Below are 23,949 nucleotides of genomic sequence, written 5' to 3' on the forward strand. Positions count from 1 at the left end.
TAAATAATCATCTCATAACAAACAGAATACAAAAAAATGAAAAAATCATCATACGTATTACTCCTGCTTGCCGTTTTGTTCCATACAAGTACAGTCTTGGCACAAAGCTCACAAGTGAAAAAGGCAGCACAGGCCGTATTCTCCATCAACACTTTCAAGGCCGACGGCACACCGCTGGCAACTTCTCACGGAGTCTTCACAAACGGGCAAGGTGAAGCCATAACCCAGTGGACACCGTTTGTCGGAGCAAGCAAGGCGGTTGTCATAGATGCCAACGGCAAAAAATACGACATAGAAGGATTGATCGGAGCCAACGAACTTTATGATGTCTGCAAATTCCGCGTAAAAGGTGCGACACCGAAAGCTGAGATAGCAACAGCCACGTCTCCTGAGAAATCCAATCTGTGGCTCGCATGCTATGGCGTCAAGAAGCAACGCCTTTTGCACGCTTCCGTCACAAAAATAGAGACATTCTCCAAACCTGCAGAAGGCAACAGTGCTGCCAAAGAATATCCGTTCTACATTCTCAGCCTGCAAGCACCTGACGACATAGACTTCTGCCCTGTCATCAGCGACAAAGGCGAAATAGTGGCACTCATACAAAAAGGTGTGAAGGGCGGAACGGTCAATGCCATCAGTGCATTGTTCCCTACGGATTTCAAATATCAGGCAGTCGGCGCACAAGCCTCACTGCTGGCACAGTCCGACATTCCTTCCATACTCCCCGACAACTACAAGGACGCGCAACTTGCACTGTTCCTTGCCGCACAACAGAAGAAAGGCGAGGCATACAAAGCTGTTGTCGAGCAATTTATCACCGCTTTCCCTGACAAGAACGACGGCTATGAGGCACGTGCACGGATATACCTTGCAGAAAAAGAAATTGCACTTGCTGACGCTGACATCCAAAAAGCAATAGCAACTGCTGAGAACAAGGCAGAGGCACACTACGCTTACAGCAACCTTATCCTTGCCAAAGAGACACTTTTGCAGGACACTCCCTACCCTGCCTGGTCGCTTGACAAAGCCTTGCAGGAGGCAAAAACATCTTATCAGATAGAGAATGCTCCGGTATACCTGCAACAGCAGGCTAAAGTCCTCTTCACACAAAAGAAGTACGAAGAGGCATACAATATATATATGCAGTTGCAGGAGACTGTCATCGGAGGAGCGGACAACATGTTCAATGCAATGTTATGCAAACAGGCTTCCGGCGCTCCGGCAGAGGAAGTCATGGCAGCGATGGACAGTGTCATAGCCGCTTGCCCACAACCATTGACATTCCAGTCAGCACCTTATGTATTCCGGCGTGGCGCAATGTATCAGGAACAGGGACAGTACCGTAAAGCCATGATTGACTATAACCTGTACGAGAAACTCATGGTGGGCACACGACTGACACCGGAGTTCTACTACAACCGCTTCCTGTGCGAGCGTGAGGCACGAGTGTTCCAACAGGCTTTGGACGATATTACAAAGGCAATCGATATGCAGCCAGGAAGCCCACTCTACTATTGTGAGCGTGCTTCACTGAAACTCCGCCTGCGCATGTACGATGATGCCATTGCCGATGCTAACCGTGCCATAATCATCAATGACAAGACTGCCGAGGCCTATGCCGTCCTCGGTGTAGCGCAATGCAACCAAAAAAAGAAGCATGAGGGCTTGCTCAACCTTGAACAAGCGCGTTCTCTCGGCTACGCACAAGCGGATGAACTGATTAAGAAATACAAGTAACACGTCCATTGGGCAAGGCACATACTGACAGTTACATGACTATTTCAAATCTGCTGGACATCAACGAGCGCAGTGAGTTCCGCAAATGGCTTGCCGACAACCATGCGACCGAACGCGAATGCTGGATTGCCGTGAAGCGAGGCAAGATTCCTCCAAAGGATATGCTATGGTATCTTGATGCTGTTGAAGAAGCTCTTTGTTTTGGTTGGATAGACTCTACCACAAAGAAAGTGGACGGCATGGCGTTGCAACGCTTCAGCCCACGGTCAAAATCAAGCAGTTGGACAGAATTGAACAAGGAACGCTGCCGCAGGCTGGAGAAACTCGGACTTATGACTGACCGTGGCAGGAGTGTTTGTCCCGACCTGAATGCGGAATACAAAATCATGTCGGAAATCAAAGAAGCCTTCAAGTCCGTGCCGTCAGCATGGGAGAAATTCATGGCAATGCCTCCGCTTTACCAACGCGTAAGAACCGACAACATCCAACGCGCAAAGGCAAACCCCACCCTTTTTCGTAGCCGACTGAACAAGCTCATTGAGGCTTCCGCCAAAGGCGAAATGATTGGTGATTGGCACGACTGTGGACGTTTGCTTGACTACTGACATCAGATACCACATCTAAACAGCGGCTCATATTCTATCATCTGTATGCATTTCTTACTGCATTTGATAGAATATGAGCCGCTGCTATTTTATATTCAATCTGTCAAAACCAAGGCAAAATTTTTACAAACAAAATCACTTGAGTTTTCTTATTATTATCCTTATACAACACGTAAAACAGACTTTTCAATGTAAAAAGACATACCTGTCTCATCCATTTTCACAAAATCCGACTGCAAATATATACATTTTCAACTGTAAAAGGTAACGATTCACCTAACAATTCATTACCTTTTGTACTGTAAAAAGACACCATTTGCCATATAAAGCGTTACCGTTTGTAATTCGCACAAATATCATCGACAAGGTACTTTTCATATTCCACTGATTACAAACGAGTTACAAAAGCATAGAGATTCAGGCAATCTTTCCAACTTTTGCTAACAAATTTATTTCTACGCAAAATATAATGTTAAAAAAAATGCGAGTTTTCTTATTTTGGAAAGTTCTTCAATAGTGAACGTTCCTCTAAATTGCAGAGATTGCACTTTTCCTTTTTATCACTCTTTAAATTTTACCAAATTTCTACACAATATAAAAAATAAAAAGAAAATGTTGGTTTTCTCAAATTTTATTATTAACTTTGCCATGTTATGGAAACTATATGTCCATGTTATTTTAACAATGGAAAAAATATATGATTTCCATTACAAAATATACTTAAAATAGCATCTTGCAATTCATAAATATTAGTATTCTATTCGACAACAAAATTACAGTATAAAGGCATAACATGAGATATCTAGGTTCAAAAGAAAGTCTTGTCCCCCATATAATAAAATTATTGAAAGAAAAGGAATTGTTAAACACTAAAAACAATCTCATTTTTTGTGATGGTTTTTGTGGAATGGGAAGTGTGGCTTTTGGCTTAATTCCATATTTTGATGTTATAATAAATGACATTTTAAATTGTAGCGTCATCTATACTCAAAGTCGTATTTTCCATAAAAATGTTACATTTGAAACATTAGGATTTAACCCTTTTGACTATCTCAACAACCATCAAGATATTATAAAAGGTTTTTTCTATAAAAACTATACTCCTGGCGGCTCTAACAGAATGTATTTTACAGAGACCAATGGCGGAAGAATAGACTACTTTCGTCAAACAGTAGAATTGTGGAAAGAGCAAAACCAAATTAATCAATCTGAATACACATACCTCTTGGGATGCTTGTTGGAATGTGTATCTTCTGTTTCAAATACTGCAGGCGTTTATGGTGCATTTCTCAAACATTGGGATAAAAGAGCACTGAAACCAATTGTCATGCAGCCCCTAAAACAGGACAACAATTTATTCTCGCATATTTTTGCAAATAAAACATTGCAACACATATACATTAATCGAATAGAGGATATTATCCACAATATTCATTGTGACATTTTATACTTAGACCCGCCATATACACAAAACCAGTATGGAACACAGTACCATTTATTAGAGACGCTTGTCTTAAATGACAATCCTTCAATAAGCCCAATTACAGGTTCTAGACCAACTGGACCTTTGCGTTCTGATTGGTCTAAAGAGATACCTTCTCACATCTTACTTGACACAATTATAGCCAAAACTCAAGCAAAATATATTATACTAAGTTATAATAACGATGGATTTATGTCCAAGGACTATATTGAATCCACATTAAAAAGGTACGGCATTCCGGAAACATATGACTGTAAAATTATTAATTACAAAAAATACAACAATTTCAAATGTCAAGGAAAAGAAGGTCATGTTGAATACCTTTTTTTCATTAAGAAAAGAGCATTGAAAGATATTGTATACGAGTCACCATTAAACTACCAAGGCAATAAATCTAAAATGATTGATGCTATAAAATCACACATCCCCAATGATATTGATCTATTTATTGATGGATTTGGTGGAGGTTTCAATGTTGGTATAAATGTAAATGCACCAAAAATCATATATAATGACATTAATCATTTCGTAAAAGAAATCATAAATTTCTTTGGGCAAAATGATACACTATCTAATCTGTCCTATATATATAAGCTAATACAAAAATACAACCTTTCGCCTGATAATAAAGAAGGGTATTTGGAATTGCGAAAAAAATACAATGAGACTCCGATATGCAATAGAGATGCACGAATGTTATACACTTTGTTATTATTTGGATTTCAACAGCAATTGAGGTTTAATTCTATTCACGATTTCAACAATCCATTTGGCACAAGGCATTTCAATGACAAATTGCTTTCAAAGTTCATATCGTTTTCCAGAATATCTATAGAAAAAAATATAGAGTATCTATCATTAAGTTACGAAGAACTCGACAAATATATGAGTACGAAATCACTGATATATTTGGATCCACCATACTTAAACTCGAGTGGCTCATATAATGATGGGAAACGTGGGTTCATGGGATGGACAAAAACTCATGAGCAATTACTTTGCCAATATTGTGATACATTGACTGAAAAAAAACTACGTTTCTTATTGTCATATGACACAAATGATGATGTATTAAAATGGAGTAAAAAACGTGGTTATGCAATTATCAAAATAACCCAACCTCAAGGGCGTTATAATAGAAGAAAAGAAATTATGATTAAAAATTACTAATATGATTCCTGTATTCAAATACTATATACATGCTCAAAAACAACGAGACTATTTTGCAAGAATACTGACACAAGATATTCTTGAGGACATCTGTATGCGCATTACTGGGCATAAAACATTCCTTGTTCATGAAATGTCAGAAGGATATAATAAGGGAAGATTGCTAATCCTCGAATACTGTGGTGTAAAGAACTATATAACATTATCGGAACAAACCATAAAGGGAAGAAACTCTAGCATGCAAAGTGTTCCTACAGCTATGAATATATTTTACAGTGACACAAATTCACAGAAACAACTGTACTATTATTTCCTCCCCAATTTACAAGGGAATCCATTCACCGAATACCACCTATCATATTATAGGCTGTTATTGACTTCTGGTCTCTTATTTCTTAACTTACCAAAAAGATATAGGTTGCTACCATACTCCTCTATTGATGAATTTATTATTGATAGAGATGACAATCGCAATTCAAATAGAAGTAACAACTCATCATATATTACAAAAGAAAGGGGCAGGATTCAAATCTTTGCAAAGGTATTTGGAGCTAACAAATATGAGTCCACACTATTTGGAATAGTATCATCCAAACTTGCCATGATGTCTGGTAAGAGAGTTGAATTATATAACATAAATGAACAAGACCTTAAACGACTTCCAGAAAGTTCCATTAAAACATTGCTGAACCTAGGTAATGTGGATATAATTGATACAAGTTACACAATGGAACGTAATCGTTTTAATGAAGATTCATCCATAACTTTACGTTCACCATTATACAATTATAACCTTCTTCAAAGACTTGGACATAAAAAATGTGTTATGTGTGGTTGTGAAATACCAGAAATAATACAAGGCTCTCATATTTGGGGTGTTTCTATGATTAAAAATTCTTCACTCTCCGATGATGACAAATTCAAGCACTCCATAAATGCTCATAATGGAGTATGGCTATGCTCCAACCACCACAAGCTATTTGACAGTCATATAATAGCTCTGAATCAAGACGGTCGTGTCAGAGTTAGAGAAGATTTACCACATTCTGATAGATCTTTTATTGAATCAATAACTCCAAATACGATTTTGCCAAATAGGGTATTGAGCAATGAGATGCAGAAATATATAAATATGCGTAATTCTCAGATACCTAATTGGAGGTATAATCTGTTAAGATAACCATTCACCAAGAAATACATAATAAACAACCAAATGAATGATGACTTTTATAAATATCAATTGTATTATCTTCAAGATCTCAAGACAAAACTCCAAGAAAACAAAATTACAGAAAATGAATATACTGATAAAGCCGCAGTATCCTACATACTTGAATTTGGACTAAAATATTTTGTTCAACGATTTGAATCTTGGTGTCAAACCTATATCGTAAATGTGACAGATATTTTTAATTGCATATATGCCTATTCTAAATACGAAAATGACATAAACAATGGTTATCTAATTCCTGATGAAGACACTATCATTGGATTACATACTCTTAGATATGTATTAGCAATTTCTCCAAGCCTCTCTCTCTCAAAACAAGGAGATGCAATCATAAAAAACAATCTGATTTATTCTCCCAACTTATTTGTATTAACCAAATTATTAATATTACTAACCCAATTCAGATGTATAGCATCCCTTTGTAATAGTCCTGCTATTTCTATAGACTTATCAAAATCGTGGGTGGATATAAGATATTTGGATTGCTCTCTTGAAAAAAAGATACACTTGTCTAAAACAAAAGGAATTCAATTATTATGTCCCAAATTAATAGATTACAGTATTCCTCGACATTTTTCAAAACTACTTTTAAAAGTTTTCGGAGAACCAGCCAGTTTGTTTAATGACTTCATTAGTGAACCACAAGGGCATTTAAGCTATAACAATCAAGTTCGTCCAATTAATTTAACAAAATTCATCAATAGAAATATAAAATCCGTTTTCATAAAAGAACTAATTTTAACAAGTGAGTCTGTAAATTTACTTAATGTTATTTCGAAGCCACATATCATTGATCATCGCACCCGTTTCAAGCCAATTCTAAAATTGAACGTTGATCAAGAATTCTTGTATGTAACTTCGCAATGGCTCGTTTTTGAGACCTTTTCTGAGCTGTCTCTAAATAGATTGCCATTCCAAGGTCTGCCCGAGAGTTGGAGAAAGTATTCTGAAATCAAAGATTATGCTAATAAAATTCACTTAGAGGTTGGTCAAAAGTTTGAACAATTTATAGCAAATCAGATTGATCCGAGTTTTGAATTTTATTCAAACATAAAACAGGTAAACAACACTTCTGTTGAAACAGCTCCTGTAATAATAGACAGTAAAGATACTGGGAGAACGGTTGGAGAAATTGATTTCTTAATTATAAACCCCAACAAACACATATTATATGTTGCGGACGCAAAGCACCTAAAATCAAAATATTTGATTTCTTCTTTCTATGGAGATAAATCCAAATTTGACAACTATGTTATTAAACTTTTGGACAAATACAACTGGGTTAAAGGTAATATCCATTTGGTCAATGAACTATTTACTGAAGACATTACAACTTATTCTGTTCAGATGTGTTTTATCACACAAGCCTATGTCTTTTACGCTTTATTCGTTGAATACCCAATAATTCCAGCCTCTTGTATAAACCAATATATATCTACAAATAATAAATTTTGCTATCTTCATAATGAAGCAAATTAATTCAATTTAGGTGTCCACTTGCAATAAGTGAACGCCTAAATTCCTTTCTCCAGTTCACAACCTTCTCAACGTGAGGTGTATAGGGAAACATATCCACAGGCTACACAAGCATGCCATTGTAGTACTCTCGTCAAATTTGATGTCATGCACCGGAGTTGCAGAATTGCAGGTTACATAGACAATGTGGCTTTTTATTGCAGATACCATGTTCGGGCTTTTTCATCACTTACCTGCATCAAGCGCTTGTAATGCGACCATGTCAATATTCTCCACAGTGTGGAGAATATTTCAGGGAAAGTGATATAAATTGCCTATAATATACAGTCCCCCTTTACCAAATTCATTGGTCAGTGCTGCTGACAACAGTTTCATTAGTTGCTTGCCGTATTCAGCATAAGAATTTATCACTGTCCATTTGGGAAGTATCTGCATTAGACGAGACAACTTTAGCATTATTGTACACTTTACCCCACACTAAAATTTTGCAGAACAAAAAAAACATAGGGTGCTACTCACTTACAGAGTAGTCTCCCTATGTTCGGATTTTATCTCTTCTCCAACAACACTACGTTCTCAACGTGAGGAGTGTGCGGGAACATATCAACCGGCTGTACAGCCATAACCTTATATTGTGCGTCAAGCAACTGGAGGTCACGCGCCTGAGTGGCTGGGTTGCAGCTCACATAGACAATGCGCTTGGGGGCTGCTCCGATAATGACATTGACAACATCAGGATGCATGCCTGCACGCGGAGGGTCGGTGATTACAACATCCGGCTGTCCATGCTCTGCGACAAAGTCCGCTGTAAGAATGTCCTTCATGTCACCGGCAAAGAACTCCGTGTTCCCTATGTTGTTTATAGAAGAGTTGACCTTCGCATCCTCTATCGCCTCCGGCACATACTCTATTCCGACAACCTTTCCGGCTTTCTTTGCCACGAAATTGGCTATTGTACCGGTACCGGTGTAAAGGTCATAGACAACCTCATTGCCTGTCAACTGCGCGAAATTGCGCGCAACGGTATAAAGGTGGTACGCCTGGTCGGTGTTTGTCTGATAGAAAGATTTAGGACCTACCTTGAAGCGAAGGTCTTCCATAACCTCGAAAATATGGTCATTTCCCTTGAAGACATTAACGGTCATGTCACCGAAAGTGTCATTGCACTTCGGATTATACACCCAAAGAAGGGAGGTAATCTGAGAGAACTTCTCTGCCACGCTGCCAAGTAGCGCCATCGCTTTCTCCTTATCAAAGAGAGTCTGTGCCTCAGCCTCTGCGTATGCCTCGGCAGGAGCAACGTGCTCAGAAGGGCCGAACTGCATGAGGAACATCCACTCCCCTGTGTTGGAGTTGCGTATCATCATGTCACGAAGGAGCCCGTGCTGCTCGCGTGGATTGAAGAAAGTGAGATTGTTCTCGCACGCATAGCTATATATGTGGTTGCGTATCTCATTGTTAAGATTCTCCATCAGGTGGCATGTTTCGATAGGGAGAATCTTGTCAAACGCCCCTGTGATATGGAAACCTATCGCAGGCTCGAACGGCATGCCGGTGGACATCTGCTCGCGAGTGAGCCAACGCTTGCATGAGCATCCGAACTCCAGTTTGTTCCTGTATTCAAATGTCTTGACACTGCCAAGAATAGGACTGCACTCAGGAAGCTCAACATGGCCAATGCGGCGCAACTGCTGCATCACTTGGTTCTGCTTCGCCTTCAGCTGCTCCTCGTATGGCAACTGCTGCCATTTGCATCCGCCACACAGACCGAAATGCTTGCACTTCGGCTCTATACGGATGTCACTGTACTTATGGAATCGTATGACCTCCGCCTCGGCATAAGAATGTTTCTTACGCTTAATCTGCAAATCAACAACATCCCCCGGAACACAAAATGGCACGAAAACTACCATGTCGTTCCAACGGACAATACTCTTGCCTTCCGCTGCAATGTCCTCTATTGTTATATTCTCAAGTACAGGTAATGCTTTTTTCTTTCTTGACATAATGATGTACTATTATTGTATTGCGTTGTAAAACTGCGATTCTCTGACTTTTCGACACAATATGCCGCAAACTTGAAAATCGAATTTGGTACAAAATTACGAATTTTTCAGGAAATGAGCAAAAATATATGGCAAATAAATATTAAGGTTGCAAATATAACAAATAAATTTATTGAAAATTTGGCTATTACATCAAATATTAGTACATTTGCATTTCAGATAAACTTAACATTTTAATTCTAACAAAAACCTACAAGCACAATGAGCGAAAAAAGAGTTTATACCTTCGGCAATGGTAAGGCTGAAGGCAATGCGCAGATGCGTGAGAGGCTGGGTGGCAAAGGTGCCAACCTTGCTGAAATGAACCTCATCGGCGTACCAGTTCCTCCGGGATTCACTATTACGACAGATACCTGTAATGAATATTATGAGGTCGGACAAGACAAGATTGTTGAACTTCTTAAGGATGAAGTCAATGCAGCTGTCAATCACGTAGAGGAACTGATGAAGTCAAAGTTCGGTGATGTTGAGAATCCTCTCCTCGTGTCTGTACGTTCCGGTGCCCGTGCTTCCATGCCTGGTATGATGGATACGATCCTCAACCTTGGTCTTAATGACGAAGTGGCTGAGGGTATGTGCAGAAAGACAGGCAACCCACATTTCGTGTATGACTCCTACCGCCGTTTCGTACAGATGTACGGTGACGTGGTTCTCGGCATGAAGCCTGAGAATAAGGAGGATATCGACCCATTCGAGAAGATTATCGAGCAGGTAAAGAAGGAGCAGGGCGTAGAACTTGACAAGGATCTCTCTGTTGACTCTTTGAAGAGACTGGTAACACTCTTCAAGGCTGCCATTAAAGAACAGACAGGTGCAGACTTCCCTAACGACCCTATCGAGCAGCTTTGGGGTGCTATCTGCGCTGTGTTCCGCTCATGGATGAACGAGCGCGCTATCCTCTACCGCAAGATGGAGGGTATTCCTGACGAATGGGGAACAGCCGTTTCTGTCATGGCAATGGTATTCGGAAACATGGGCGACACATCTGCAACAGGCGTTTGCTTCTCACGTGACGCAGGCAATGGCGAGAACCTCTTCAACGGTGAGTATCTCATCAATGCACAGGGCGAGGATGTTGTGGCAGGTATCCGCACACCACAACAAATCACAAAGATTGGTTCTCAGCGTTGGGCTGAGCGTGCAGGAATCTCTGAGGAAGAGCGCGTTGCCAAATATCCTTCTATGGAAGAGGCTATGCCTGAGCTTTATGCAGAGCTTGACGCTCTTCAGGACAAGCTGGAGCACCACTACCACGACATGCAGGACATGGAGTTCACTGTACAGGAAGGCAAGCTCTGGTTCCTCCAGACACGTAATGGCAAGCGTACAGGTACTGCCATGGTGAAGATTGCAATGGACCTTCTCCATGAGGGTATGATTGACGAGAAGACTGCTATCCTCCGCTGTGAGCCACAGAAGCTGGACGAGCTTCTCCACCCAGTATTCGACAAGCTCGCGCTTTCTAAGGCTAAAGTCATCACACAGGGTCTCCCTGCATCTCCGGGTGCTGCTTGTGGTCAGATTGTGTTCCACGCTGACGACGCTGAGGCATGGCATGCTGATGGGCACAAGGTCATCATGGTTCGTATCGAGACTTCACCTGAAGACCTCGCCGGAATGTCTGCTGCAGAAGGCATCCTTACTGCACGTGGCGGTATGACATCTCACGCTGCCGTTGTCGCACGTGGTATGGGCAAGTGCTGTGTATCAGGCGCAGGCGCAATCAACGTTGACTACAAGGCTAAGACTGTTGAGATTGACGGCACTATATATAAAGAAGGTGACTACATCTCACTCAACGGTACAACAGGTCAGGTTTACGCTGGCGAAGTGAAGACAAAGGCTGCTGAGCTTTCAGGAGATTTCAAAGAACTCATGGAACTTTGCGACAAATACACAAAACTTCAGGTTCGTACAAACGCTGACACACCACACGATGCACGCATGGGACGCGAGTTCGGTGCAAAGGGTATCGGTCTGACACGTACAGAGCACATGTTCTTCGAAGGACAGAAGATTATCGCAATGCGTGAGATGATTCTCGCAAGCGATGTTGCCGGACGCGAGAAGGCGCTTGCAAAGCTCCTCCCTTACCAGAAGGCTGACTTCAAGGGCATCCTCGAGGCTATGGACGGACTCCATGTTAACATCCGTCTCCTCGACCCACCTCTCCACGAGTTCGTTCCACATGACCGTGAAGGACAGGAGATTATGGCGAAAGAAATGGGCGTAAGCGTTGCTGAAATCCAGAAGCGTGTCAACTCTCTTGCAGAGAACAACCCAATGCTCGGCCACCGTGGCTGCCGTCTTGGCATCACATTCCCTGAAATCACAGCCATGCAGACTCGCGCCATACTCACAGCTGCTTGCGAACTGAAGAAGGAAGGCAAGAACCCATGTCCGGAAATCATGGTTCCTCTGATTGGTACTGTACTTGAGCTCAAGCAGCAGAAAGCCATCATCACAAAGACAGCCAAGGAAGTGTTTGAGGAGCAGGGCATTGAGGTTGAGTTTGAAATCGGTACAATGATTGAGATTCCACGTGCTGCCCTCACAGCAAGCCAGATTGCAGAAGAGGCACAGTACTTCTCATTCGGTACTAACGACCTCACACAGATGACCTACGGTTACTCTCGTGACGACATCGCATCCTTCCTCCCTGCTTACATGGAGAAGAAGATTCTTAAGGTTGACCCATTCCAAGTACTTGACCAGGAGGGTGTAGGCCAGCTCATCGAGATGGCTGTAAAGAACGGCCGTGCCGTACGTCCGGAGCTTCGCACAGGTATCTGTGGCGAGCATGGCGGTGAGCCTTCTTCTGTCAAGTTCTGCGCAAAGGTCGGCATGAACTACGCTTCTTGCTCACCATTCCGTGTGCCTATTGCACGCCTTGCTGCCGCGCAGGCTGCAATAGAGGAATAACACTCTAGACATATTATTTTTATATCAGGCTGTAATCTACCGTTTTACGGTGATTACAGCCTGATTTGCGCTTAGGCGGTTCGTACACTTGACCGCAAAAAACGAGCCAAATGAACGGATTTGTTTTACTCTATGTTTACCCCAAAATTGGCCATGTTTACCCCTGTTTACCCCGGCTATTCGGGAATCATGAATCCTATAAATTAAAATATATGGCAACATTTAAAGCAACAATTAAAAAACAACGAGCAGATGGCCTTTACACGGTTTACATCAGAGTTACCCACCAGCGTAAGACAAGTTACATCAAGACCGATAAAATCGTTGATGCAGCTCATATCACAAAAAACGGGGATTTGACCGATCCTATAGTCAACGAATACTGTTCAATGCTCATTCGGCGGTACACAGACCGATTGAACCGTGTCAATACTGTATCTTGGGAAATCAAAGATGTGATAGAGTATCTACTCAATACGGAGGAAGAGGCTTGCTTTAGCGATTACGCCAGAACTTTCATTGAAAAGTTGGTTAATGGTGGCCAAGAACGTACTGCCAAGAATTACAAGTTGGCATTGAACCATATGGAGCGTTTCTTTGGAACAAACCGAATAATGTTCAGCTTTGTGACTTCCTCTTCGCTAACGATGTGGATAGAAAGTTTGGCTCTCACCAACCGAGCCAAAGAGATGTACCCTACCTGCATTCGTCAGATTTTCAATAAGGCTCTCGTTGAGATGAATGACGAGGAACGTGGTATCATGCGGATAAAGTTCAACCCTTGGCCGAAAGTCCAGATTCCCAAGTCTGACACAACATTAAAGCGGGCCATCAGTGCAGAGGCTTGCCGTGAGTTCTTCAACCGTCCTCTGCCTGTAAGCAAAATGATTTCATCCCTGCCGGAATTAGGAAGAGACGTAGCACTCCTTTCCATTTGTCTGGGCGGAATGAACTCCGTTGACCTGTATGAGCTTAAAAAGACTGATTACCGCAATGGTATCGTCAGTTATAAGAGGGCTAAGGTTCGGAACAGCCGCAGGGATGAGGGATATATGGAAATGAGGGTTGAACCTTTTATCCGATCCACCTTTGAAAAGTATCTCTCTACTGACCCTAACGAAGAATATCTGTTCAATTTCCATAGCCGATACAGCAACTCGGACAGCTTCAATGCCAACGTGAATATAGGCATTCGGAAGATATGTAAGGATATGGGTATGGCAAAAGATGAGTGCTACCGCTTCTACACATTCCGCCATACTTGGGCTACCATCGCACAGAACGATTGCCATGCCAATCTCTACGAGATAGCCTTTGGAATGAACCACAGTCATGGATTTAAGGTCACACGAGGCTATGTTAAAATGGATTTCACTCCGGCATGGGAACTCAATGCAAAGATTATAGAGTTCATTTTCTTCAGTGATGAGAAGAGCAAGCAAGGTAAGGCTCTTGACCTTGAAGAAGGCAAGGACGCTTTGTTCCGCATAACGCCCAAGAGAATGATTTACGGTCGAGCTTATTTCAAAGGAAAGGTTCTGGCGGAATTGACAGACATCGGTTTCAGTAATGTTGATCAAGTCATTGATATACTTGCCAAGCAGCTACCCAAAGACATCCCAACAGGTTGTAATGTTCAGTTCCGTTTGTTGAACTGTGACACTCAGAAAGAGGCTGTCTATGAAAGAAGCAAGGGAAAGGGTTTCTAACTGAAAGGGAAAAACAACCAATATCCTGCCAAAGCCGTATTCGTCATTTTTGATGGGTACGGCTTTTTGTTTCACTCTCTCCTATGGTTTGATGATGCCATATTCGCAAAGGCAAGCGCGAATACCAGCACCAAGCCTTTCCACAAAAGGACAAAGCAAGTCTTTACCATCCACCAAGCCAATGCAAAGAGCTTCTTGATGAGCCATACAACAAACTTGCATAGATACACAGCAATCAGGACAACCGGCAGCAGGTATATTATCAGTAGCAACTCAAATAACATGGTACTCAAATTTAGTGTGTTCAACCTTCCCTTGTATAAAGATACTAAAAATCAGCGACATATCAAAGTAATTCAACCATTATCTGCAGAGCATTATGTAATTTTTATTATGTAATTTTTATTCTGTTATTCAGCATCTTTCTCTCTCGGATTTTAGGTGACATTACCTCATAAATTCCGACACCATCCCCATCTGTTATGTGCAATCTGTTATTTGGTTATTCCATATCTCAATGTGAATGACATCGGATATGCAGATACTTTTTTCCCTTGTTGTCTGGATAAATCAAGCTCAAAATGCCATAGCATCGGAATATTACGAAGCCACATTCTGATTATCCTATATATTGCAAGACAAAAGTTTCTCGGTTACTCATATCTACGGTGTTAGATTATGCAGAACAAAACTACCTGTGATAATGAAGCAATGTTTGCTTGGTACATTTATCCTACTAAACCGACAAACAAGTAATTCCATATCTCCGAAAAACATTATCAATAGCACCAATGCTTCGTAAATCAAGATGCAAGCGTCCTCAAACATCTGCTTCTTTGAACCTCGGTTACGATGACGATTTCACTCAAAGTTTTCTGTTGCCCATTTCACAGCGAAGCGTCCAGCAGTGGTAATTTGGGTTCATAAACGACCCCGGAAGGCATCGAACTGCGTTGCAGGATTTGTCAAGCAAGTTGTACCCTTGTGGCCGCAACACGGAGTTTCGCATCCAAAGGGTGACTTGCCGACTGCTGCGCATCGGGGCGATTTCATCGCTGTTTCGCCTTGCGAAAAATGTTATCGGAATATCAACCAACTAAAGTTTTATGACATGAAGAAGTTAAAGACAAAGTATGTCAAGGTAAGAGTGACTGCGGAAGAAGCGGCACTAATCAAGGAAAAATCAGCGGGCTACACCTCTGTAACCCACTATATCCGCTCGGCATTGGAAGAATACTCAAATGTCAATGCCAAACAAAGGCTCGAACTCATCAATGAACTCGGTCAATTCTACCGGAAGTACCAGAACGAACTTTCTTGGGCAGGAGGAAACCTGAACCAGTCAGTCAAGCGAGCCAACGAATTGGCGGTAGCCGGATTGCTTGCACCAAGCTATATCCAAGAGATCTTGCTACCTGTCATTCGGGAAACTCAGGAAACACTCAACGAGATAAAACGTGAACTATATAATGTTACAAAAAAGGGCACAAAGATCTGAATATCCCTATACCATAATATACAAGAACCAAAGATGATAGCGACCATATTACCCGGAAGTACAAACTTCCACGCAGTCGGTTACAATGAGCGGAAGGTATCGAAAGGTGTAGCCCGACTGGTTGAGATGCAAAACTTCGGGACACTCGGAGCATTTGATAAACCTACCCCCGAAGAACTGGTGGGGTATCTCCAAGAATATACCTCCCGGAACAACAGAATCCAAAAAGCGCAGTTCCACGTTGCCATATCGTGCAAGGGTCACGAAATGTCGGAAAAAGAGTTACAGGAGTTCGCGCACCGTTACCTCTCGGAAATGGGATATGCGGAAGCCGGACAACCGTTGCTCATCTATTCCCATTACGACACTGACAACACCCACCTGCACATCGTCACCTCACGGATTGCGCCCGATGGCAGGAAGATAGCCCACGACCATGAGCGGCGGCGTTCCCAAGAAGCCATCGACCGCATACTTGGCAATGACCGAAAGGCAAAAGTCCAAAATGACTTTGAATCAGCCAAAGCGTACACCTTTTCCTCTTTCGCCCAGTTCAAGGCAGTCCTTACCTCTATGGGCTACGAGGCCTATCAGAAGAACGACAAGGTCTTTATCAAGCATGGCGGTAAGGTCCAAAAGGAAGTTCCCCTTTCTGACCTCGAAGCCTTGTACAAGAACGGTTATCGTGATAGGGCACGTTGCCGCCAGTTGATAGGCATCCTCAAAAAGTACCGGGATGTAAGTGCCAACAAGGAAGAGTTGCAGAAGGAACTAAAGAGCAAGTTCGGCATCGACCTCGTTTTCTTCGGCAGGAAGGATGCTGCATACGGCTATATGCTGGTAGACCACGCCAACAAGACCGTCATCAACGGGGCAAGAGTATTGTCAATGGAGGCATTGCTGGATTTCGCCACACCCGAAGAACGCTTCAACCGTATAGAAGATTACATTGACCGCCTCTTGACACTCAATCCCAAGATAACGCAGGGCGAGATTTACAACAAGCTCCGAAAACAACAGGCTTACATCAAGAAAGGCGTAATCTACTTTGGCGGGCAATCCCGCCCCTTAAAACCTTTCATGGCGGAAGCCATTGACCGGAACAACCGCATTGAGCGAGTGGAACAGTTCAAGCCGATGACCGGGGCGGAGCGGGATATGCTCTGCAAAATCTTCAAGGTCAACCGTCCCGACCTTGTTTCCCTCTCGGCGGAAAGACCGCAATCCCATACGGAAGCCGTCAATAAACTGCATGAAATCTTCGATGACCAAGAAGCGACCTCCTCAATCAGAAGCCGCCTCTTTGAAGAAGGGTTCATCATCCGTCAGGAACGGGATGCAACCTATGCCATCAACTTCAAGCAACATATCGTGATAAATTTGAACATGGAGGGCTTCAATGTAGCATTGACAACACATAGACCAAAGTTGAACAAGCAGCAGAATACGACAGTTCCAAGACACAAGAAGCCTTTACACAATACCGGATTGCGTGATGTCGGAGGCGGTAGCCAAAGCGAGAAACGGGAATGGGAAGTAGGACATAACAACAACTACGATGACATTGATGACGGTCGTACATTGAAGCGATAAAACAACAGCGGCACACCTTGTTGTATATAATGTAAGCAGCGTGGAAAAATCCAACAGCAGACTTTCTCACGTTACTTTTTTGGTCACTTGTAACCCGAAAATCCCAATACTTTACCTCGATAGTCACCGGAAAGCAGCAACCGAAAGCCCAAAAATGTCGTGCATTTCGTTTTCACGGTCATTCGGGTTCTAATTTTGTCGTGTAATTAAACTCGCATACGAAATGATACAGACACCGGTAATCGTGACATTCGCCAATCAGAAAGGAGGGATCGGCAAGACCACCCTCTGCGTGACCTTCGCCAACTATCTGGTGACGAAGGGTGTCCGTGTCGTTGTCATCGACTGCGATTTCCAGCACTCCATCATGAAGTGCCGCAAGGCGGACATCAAGAAATACGGTGAGCAACGGATGCCCTACGAAGTGTGGGACTGCGAAGCCAACGACAAGGAGATGATGGTTTCCCTGATGGAGAAGCTGCACAACGACCCGGAGATAGACATCGTGCTGATGGATTCGCCCGGCAGCCTGAAAGCGGAAGGGCTTGTGCCGATGTTCGTCAACTCGGACATCATCGTCGTGCCGTTCCATTACGACCTGATGACCGTACCCTCCACCGCCAGCTTCCTGCTGTTCATCGACCGCCTGAAGAAAGCCGTGGGCGAACGGATGAAGTCAAGGCTCTTCATCATTCCCAACCTGCATGACGGCAGGGTCGGCAAACGGGCGGAACTGGTGCTGTGGGACAACGCCAGAGACACCTTTTCCAACTACGGTCATGTGACAGCGAAGATACCCAAACGTGCGGACATGGAACGGTTCAGCACGATGGCGGCTCTGGATATGCAGGCAGGCATTGTCACTCCGGTCTTTGAAAAAATCTATGCAGAGATTTTCGATACGGTAAAGCCCATCCGGGATATTGAACTCACTGGCATCCAACTGGCAGAGAACCTGAATCCGAAGACCAAGAAGAATGACAATCCTAACAATGCGACAACAAACGAGAAAACAGCAAATAACAGTAATCACCAATAACAGAACGCTATGGCAGACAACATTCCTGAAATAGATGACCTCACGAAAGGCATCAACGACCCCGACCTGACACTGACGGGTACGCAAGAGAAAGAAAAAACTCAATCGCAGAGTGTGATTAAGACTTTTTCCCGGCAAGACGGTTGCTGGAAGGATTTTCTCAGATTCCTGAAATCTTCCGACAGAAAAGCAGACAAGTCCGACCGGATGGTGTGCAAGTTAGACCGCGACCTCGCAGATTCGCTGGACGACTGTGACATCAACAACCATTGCCGTTCCGACTTGGTGAACGCCATCGTCAGGGCTTTCTTTGAAACGTACCTGCCGCAACTGGCGCAATACAAAAGAGAGAACAAATCACTGTTTATGAACCTGAAAGAGACTTGATACCATGAAACAGCATAAATGGACGGAAGAAAAATTAGCGGTTCTCACGCAACTCTTTCCCATAGAATCAACGAAGCATACAGCCGCCATTTTGCAAATGAGCATGACGGCGGTGAAAAGAAAAGCCAAGGAGATGGGACTTCAAAAAGAGACCAAGTCCTGTTTGGCGGAACGTGCGGAGTACGTGCGCTGCCATTTCCAACACAGCTCGCTATCCGAAATGGCAAAGAAGCTGAACATCAGCCGGACAACCGTAATGCGCATCATCGAGAAGCTGGGATTCAAACGCACGAAGGAACAGACCTTCCAAGTGAGATCCCGAATCCGTGCTGAAATCATACGCAGGGAAAGGCGGCACGTCCTTTTCGGACTGGCTCCCGTAACCAGAATCAAGGTGGTAACGAACAGGACACGCATTCAGATCCGGGCGCAATTGAAGTCCATCGGCTATATCGTAGACCGGGCTTCCAACACGCTGTACTACACCAAGCAATTGGAACGGAGAAGCAGTCTGGAGAACCGGGGCATCCAACAAGGGCTTCGCTTCCTGCCTTTCCCGAATGAAGACACATTTGTACTAACCGCCATATAGAGATAGCCATGCAATACGGACAAATAGTATTTCTTCTTTTCGTGGCACTGCTGTTCTACTATGCAGCCCTAATCGTGATGGATATACAACGGGCAAAGGCAGCGCAGGCGGCGGAACAAGACAACCACTCCGAAGAAGACATAGACATATCGGATGAAGCACAGACCTTCAAGCCGTTCAAGATTAGCCGTGATGAGCCTGAAAAACAGGCAGACAGTTCGGATGATAAATTTGAACAAAATCAAACTTCCAACACTGAAAAGGTTTCACAACATTCCGGTTATCGTGAAGCCATCATGACAGACGGCATCTTGGTGGAAAAGCTCATTGACGAAATCGAGCGGTTGGTAGAAACTGGTACTTGTGATTTGGGCACTGTCATCTTCAACTGTGAAAACGCACGATAAGAAAAGACATCGTTCTTTTCAATTATAGGGCTTTGAAAACAAAAGTCCACCGTTCCTTTAGCGACATCTGTTCCTTTGGCGATGTAATCCAATAATCATTTTATAAGATGAAAACAATAAAGAAAAAAGTACAAGGCGCATGGGAACGCATGATGTGTTCTCATGCCGCGCAGAAAGGCGTGTTGGCTCTCACAGCACTTACCATTTCAGTCGGTGAAGCGATGGCGGCAAGCAAAGGGGCGGCAGGCTTTACCAAAGCCACGCAAGAGGTAAGCTCGTATCAGACCCCTGTTTCCAACCTGATGAAAGCCATCGCAGCGGTCATTGTTCTGGTGGGTGCGTTCAATGTTTATTTCAAGATGCAAAACGGTGATCAGGACGTTAAAAAGACCATTATGATGACCATTGGAGGATGTATTGCATTCATTGCATTGTCGGAAGCATTACCTCTGATCTTTAAGTAGTTATGTGATACAAGTAATAAAAAACAGATACAAAATGGCGATGAGTCAGGAGGGTTATCCCGTCTTCAAGGGACTTCAAAAACCGCTGGAATTTATGGGTATTCGCGGACGTTTCCTTTCACTTGCAGCTGGCGCTGTCGGGGTGTCGTTCGTTGGATTTATCGTGTTCTCCATCGCGTTGGGAAAGCTCGCCGGATTCATCGCCATGCTGGTCATAGCGGTCGCAGGACTGGTGACGATTTACATCAAACAGCGGGGCGGATTGCATAACAAGAAACGGCACAAGGGCATCTTTATCTATAAAGGTCTGAGACATAAAACGTAAAATAAAATCAATATCCATATGGCACGAATGAAGAAGAAAGCATTTGACGGACTCTATGCGCAGCTGGAAGAAGCGGACGGCAATGTCGTCCTGTTTTCAGCCAAGGGCGAAGCGTCCGTCATTTTTGAAATGACCAACCCCGTACAGCAACTATGTACCGATTCGGAACAATACCTGCTCTTCCAAGACGTGCTTTCCAACATCGTGCAGACTCTTGGGGAGGGCTACGCCTTGCAAAAACAGGACATCTTCTGCAAGCAGTCCTATCACCACGATGTACCGAAGGATGCGCCGTTCCTGACACGGTGCTATTTCAAACACTTCGAGGGAAGGGAGTTCACGGAGATACAGACCTACCTGATTGTCACGCAGGAGGCGCAGCGCAACCGGTTCGTGCAGTATGACCCTAAAAAATGGCTGGACTTCCACGCCAAGGTTTCCAAGGTGGATGACATACTCACGGAGAAGCATATCAGGCACCGCAAGCTCACCAAAGAGGAAGTGGGCGAGTATTGCCACCGTTTCATGGCTTTCAACTTTAGGCACGGCTCATTCTCCATGACCAATTTCAAGGCTTCGGACGAATACCTGAAAATCGGGGAACGGGTCATCCGTTCCTTCCCTTTGGTGGATATAGATGAAATCAACCTGCCGTCCGTCATCAAGCCTTACACGCAGATGAACATCAACGGTTACGGCATCGCCACCGACCTGTTCTCTTTTTTGACAAACGTGCCTCACTCGGATTGTGTGATATTCAACCAAGTGATACAGATCCCCGAACAGCGCAAGCTGCTCCGAAAGCTGGAAGCCAAGGCGAAGCGTCACGGTTCCATGCCCGACCCAAGCAACAAGATTGCGAAGGCGGACATCGAGGAAGTGCTGGAAAGGTTAGCCATAGACAGCACGATGCTGGTCTATTCCAATTTTAATATACTGGTGAGCTGCCCGGCTGACAAGGTGACACCCGTGACCTCTTTCTTGGAAACCAAGCTGTACGAGTGCGGCATCATGCCATCCCGTACCGCCTACAACCAACTGGAACTGTTCACGGACAGCTTTCCCGGCAACGCATACTGCTTCAACCCGGACTATGACCTGTTCCTTACACTCTCCGATGCGGCACTTTGCTTCTTCTTCAAGGAGCGTATGAAAGCCTCCGAGACAACACCGCTTACCACTTATTACACCGACCGCCAAGGGCTTCCGGTGTGCATTGACTTTACAGGCAAGGAAGGCAAGGTCAAGATGACCGACAACGCCAATTTCTTCTGTATCGGACCTTCGGGAAGCGGCAAGTCGTTCCACATGGAGTTTCGGAGGGCAAAACGGCGACAAACGGCTGCAAAAATCGGCGTTATAATACCTTGATTTTCAGCTAATAGATTTTAACAAACGAGATTTTCGCCTGTTGGCGATTCGTCCTTTTCGGAGTATTTTTGTACCGCGATTGTACCACGCGAGAGGGGTCACACGGCACGACTTTCTTTCAGCAGCGTGCAACAGCTTTCAAGAGCGTGCAACAAATTTCTTCGATAATGGACCGTCAAATTAAACACAATTTAACAGGTCAGCCCGACTACGGCTGGGGCATGACCGACAAGCCTTTCCTCACCATCGGGGAAGTGGCGGACATCCTGCAAGTGAGCAGCCGGACTGTGTATAACCTCATTTACAAAGGTACTCTCCGGGCTTGCAGACTGACATACCACATCACAATCATCACCAGGGAGGATTTCTTCCTGATGATTCGGGAGACAACCTACTGCAAGCGGAGCGTGTCTATCTTCGCAAGGCAGGGCAAAAAGACTAAAAAGAAGATGAACGAAGATACAACGAACACTGAAATAGACCTTTCCCAAAAGGAGGGAAAGAAGAAAGCGAAGGGCAGCCCGAAACGGCAGCTCATTCCGGCGGCTAACTACAAGCAGTCCGTGCGCGACACGTTCACGGACAATGAGAGTGCCGGAGGCGACCTTTATACGATGGCTGAGATATGCCAGAAATACAATTATACCTACGGGCGATTTTACAATCTCCGTATGCGCTACTCGATACCCTGTGTCAAAGCCAACGCCACCAAGTGCTTCCCGAAAGCCGAGGTTGACAAGGCTATGGCGCAGGAAGCGGAACGGCTGGGAAGCAACCTGTCGGAGCACTGGTATTCCTGTTTCGACATCATGCGCCTGTTCGGGCTGGGCAAGACCCAAGTCCGCAGGTTTGCGCTCACCCACGGGGTAAGGACGAAGCGCATCCACGGCAACCGCTTGTACTATCTCAAGGCTGACTGGGACGAGGCACGGAAGGTGTCGGAACGCAAGAGTGCAAGCACGAAAGCCAAGCGAGAGCCGGACAATGAATCAGACAACAATTAAAAATCACAACCGATATGACAAACATCTGCACGAAAGTAACTGTAAGGAAGCGACCCATCAAGAACGGTCAGGTGTCACTTTACCTTGACTTCTACCCGGCTATACGGCATCCCAAGACAGGCAAGCCGACAAGACGGGAGTATCTGGGAATATACATCTATGCCGACCCGAAAGACAAATTCGAGGCTGAGTTCAACAAGACCATGCTCCGCAATGCCGAGCTTGTCAAATGCCGCAGAACCGAAGCCATCATCAACGAGGAATACGGATTTCTCGACCGCAACCGCGGCAAGGAGAGTTTTCTTGAGTATTTCCGTTCCAAGATGGCGGACGATGACAATTACCGTAACTGGAACACCGCTTACAAGCACTTCGAGAAGTATTGCGGCGGAAGCTGCACCTTCGACAATCTGACGCTTGACTTCTGCCAGGGATTTCTCACCTATCTGCTGTCGCTCACAACTCCAACCAAGGGCAAGATGATGGCTTCCACCGCCAACAACAACCTCAACAAGCTGAAATGCGTCCTCCGCATCGCATACGAGGAGAAACGCATCAAGGAGAACATCGCCCCACGGCTCAAGCACGCCAAGGAGTCAAGCACGAAACGCGAGTTTCTGACACTTGAAGAGGTCAGGATGCTTGCCGCCACTCCCTGCGAAAAACCTGTTATACGGAGTGCCGCACTGTTCTCATGCCTTACGGGACTTCGCATCAGCGACATCATCCGTCTGCAATGGGAGAACATCATAAGAGGAGCTGACGGCGGCTGGTGCATGCACATCGTCACCAAGAAAACCAAGACGGAAGCCGTGCTGCCGCTGTCGGATGAAGCACTCGCGCTGTGCGGCGAGCGCGACGAGGGGCAGG

Annotated in this window: 18 protein-coding genes and 1 pseudogene; 18 read left to right on the top strand and 1 reads right to left on the bottom strand. The window is 44.3% G+C overall.

The features are described from left to right. Positions 1-36: 36 nt before the first annotated feature. From HPS57_RS02330 to HPS57_RS02350, 5 genes are all read left to right on the top strand, one after another. Entirely contained in the window at positions 37-1,737 is a 1,701-nt protein-coding gene (locus tag HPS57_RS02330) for a tetratricopeptide repeat protein (protein ID WP_172179783.1), read from the top strand. 35 nt (positions 1,738-1,772) lie between these two features. Beyond that, on the top strand, positions 1,773-2,342 hold the full coding sequence (locus tag HPS57_RS02335) for a YdeI/OmpD-associated family protein (RefSeq protein ID WP_172179785.1): 570 nt from the start codon (positions 1,773-1,775) through the stop codon (positions 2,340-2,342). 793 nt (positions 2,343-3,135) lie between these two features. Then, positions 3,136-4,995 (top strand): DNA adenine methylase, encoded by a 1,860-nt coding sequence (locus tag HPS57_RS02340; protein ID WP_172179787.1) that lies wholly within the window; start codon positions 3,136-3,138, stop codon positions 4,993-4,995. A 1-nt stretch (position 4,996) separates the two neighbouring features. Next, positions 4,997-6,175, top strand: coding sequence for an HNH endonuclease signature motif containing protein (locus HPS57_RS02345; protein ID WP_172179789.1), 1,179 nt, complete (start codon positions 4,997-4,999; stop codon positions 6,173-6,175). A 33-nt stretch (positions 6,176-6,208) separates the two neighbouring features. Continuing rightward, complete coding sequence (locus tag HPS57_RS02350) at positions 6,209-7,705, top strand: hypothetical protein (RefSeq protein WP_172179791.1); 1,497 nt, start codon at positions 6,209-6,211, stop codon at positions 7,703-7,705. A 545-nt stretch (positions 7,706-8,250) separates the two neighbouring features. Here the strand turns inward: HPS57_RS02350 and rlmD are convergent. Then, the gene (gene rlmD, locus HPS57_RS02360) at positions 8,251-9,708 is read right to left on the bottom strand and encodes a 23S rRNA (uracil(1939)-C(5))-methyltransferase RlmD (RefSeq protein WP_172179793.1); all 1,458 of its coding nucleotides are present in this window, start codon (positions 9,706-9,708) and stop codon (positions 8,251-8,253) included. Positions 9,709-9,969: 261 nt separating this feature from the next. Here rlmD and ppdK point away from each other — a divergent pair, with 261 nt between their 5' ends. The 13 genes and pseudogenes from ppdK to HPS57_RS02425 all read left to right on the top strand — a co-directional run. Beyond that, positions 9,970-12,690 (top strand): pyruvate, phosphate dikinase, encoded by a 2,721-nt coding sequence (gene ppdK / locus HPS57_RS02365; protein WP_172179795.1) that lies wholly within the window; start codon positions 9,970-9,972, stop codon positions 12,688-12,690. A gap of 212 nt (positions 12,691-12,902) precedes the next feature. Then, a complete protein-coding gene (locus tag HPS57_RS02370) occupies positions 12,903-14,399 on the top strand; it encodes a tyrosine-type recombinase/integrase (RefSeq protein ID WP_172179797.1) in 1,497 nt (498 codons plus the stop codon). Between the two features lie 1,111 nt (positions 14,400-15,510). Then, entirely contained in the window at positions 15,511-15,897 is a 387-nt protein-coding gene (locus HPS57_RS02375; protein ID WP_172179799.1) for a plasmid mobilization protein, read from the top strand. A 33-nt stretch (positions 15,898-15,930) separates the two neighbouring features. Further along, the gene (locus HPS57_RS02380) at positions 15,931-17,490 is read left to right on the top strand and encodes a relaxase/mobilization nuclease domain-containing protein (RefSeq protein WP_172179801.1); all 1,560 of its coding nucleotides are present in this window, start codon (positions 15,931-15,933) and stop codon (positions 17,488-17,490) included. Between the two features lie 223 nt (positions 17,491-17,713). Further along, positions 17,714-18,529, top strand: coding sequence for a ParA family protein (locus tag HPS57_RS02385; RefSeq protein ID WP_172179803.1), 816 nt, complete (start codon positions 17,714-17,716; stop codon positions 18,527-18,529). Between the two features lie 9 nt (positions 18,530-18,538). Beyond that, positions 18,539-18,916: a hypothetical protein gene (locus HPS57_RS02390; RefSeq protein WP_172179805.1), complete on the top strand. Its 378-nt coding sequence runs from the start codon at positions 18,539-18,541 to the stop codon at positions 18,914-18,916. 103 nt (positions 18,917-19,019) lie between these two features. Then, positions 19,020-19,508, top strand: coding sequence for a MarR family transcriptional regulator (locus tag HPS57_RS02395; RefSeq protein ID WP_253946433.1), 489 nt, complete (start codon positions 19,020-19,022; stop codon positions 19,506-19,508). Positions 19,509-19,516: 8 nt separating this feature from the next. Beyond that, positions 19,517-19,915, top strand: a complete 399-nt coding sequence (locus HPS57_RS02400; protein WP_172179809.1) for a hypothetical protein — start codon at positions 19,517-19,519, stop codon at positions 19,913-19,915. Positions 19,916-20,022: 107 nt separating this feature from the next. Continuing rightward, on the top strand, positions 20,023-20,379 hold the full coding sequence (locus HPS57_RS02405) for a DUF4134 domain-containing protein (protein ID WP_172179811.1): 357 nt from the start codon (positions 20,023-20,025) through the stop codon (positions 20,377-20,379). Between the two features lie 34 nt (positions 20,380-20,413). Then, entirely contained in the window at positions 20,414-20,704 is a 291-nt protein-coding gene (locus tag HPS57_RS02410; RefSeq protein ID WP_172179813.1) for a DUF4133 domain-containing protein, read from the top strand. An 18-nt stretch (positions 20,705-20,722) separates the two neighbouring features. Beyond that, a pseudogene (locus HPS57_RS02415) lies at positions 20,723-22,015 on the top strand (putative type IV secretion/conjugal transfer ATPase); the annotation flags it as partial. 227 nt (positions 22,016-22,242) lie between these two features. Beyond that, a complete protein-coding gene (locus HPS57_RS02420) occupies positions 22,243-23,079 on the top strand; it encodes a helix-turn-helix domain-containing protein (protein WP_172179815.1) in 837 nt (278 codons plus the stop codon). A gap of 14 nt (positions 23,080-23,093) precedes the next feature. After that, positions 23,094-23,949, top strand: an 856-nt coding sequence (locus tag HPS57_RS02425; protein WP_172179817.1) for a site-specific integrase, incomplete at its 3' end; no start/stop codon positions are given.

It is taken from the genome of Palleniella intestinalis, from assembly GCF_013166595.1.
In the GTDB taxonomy this organism is placed as follows: domain Bacteria; phylum Bacteroidota; class Bacteroidia; order Bacteroidales; family Bacteroidaceae; genus Prevotella; species Prevotella intestinalis.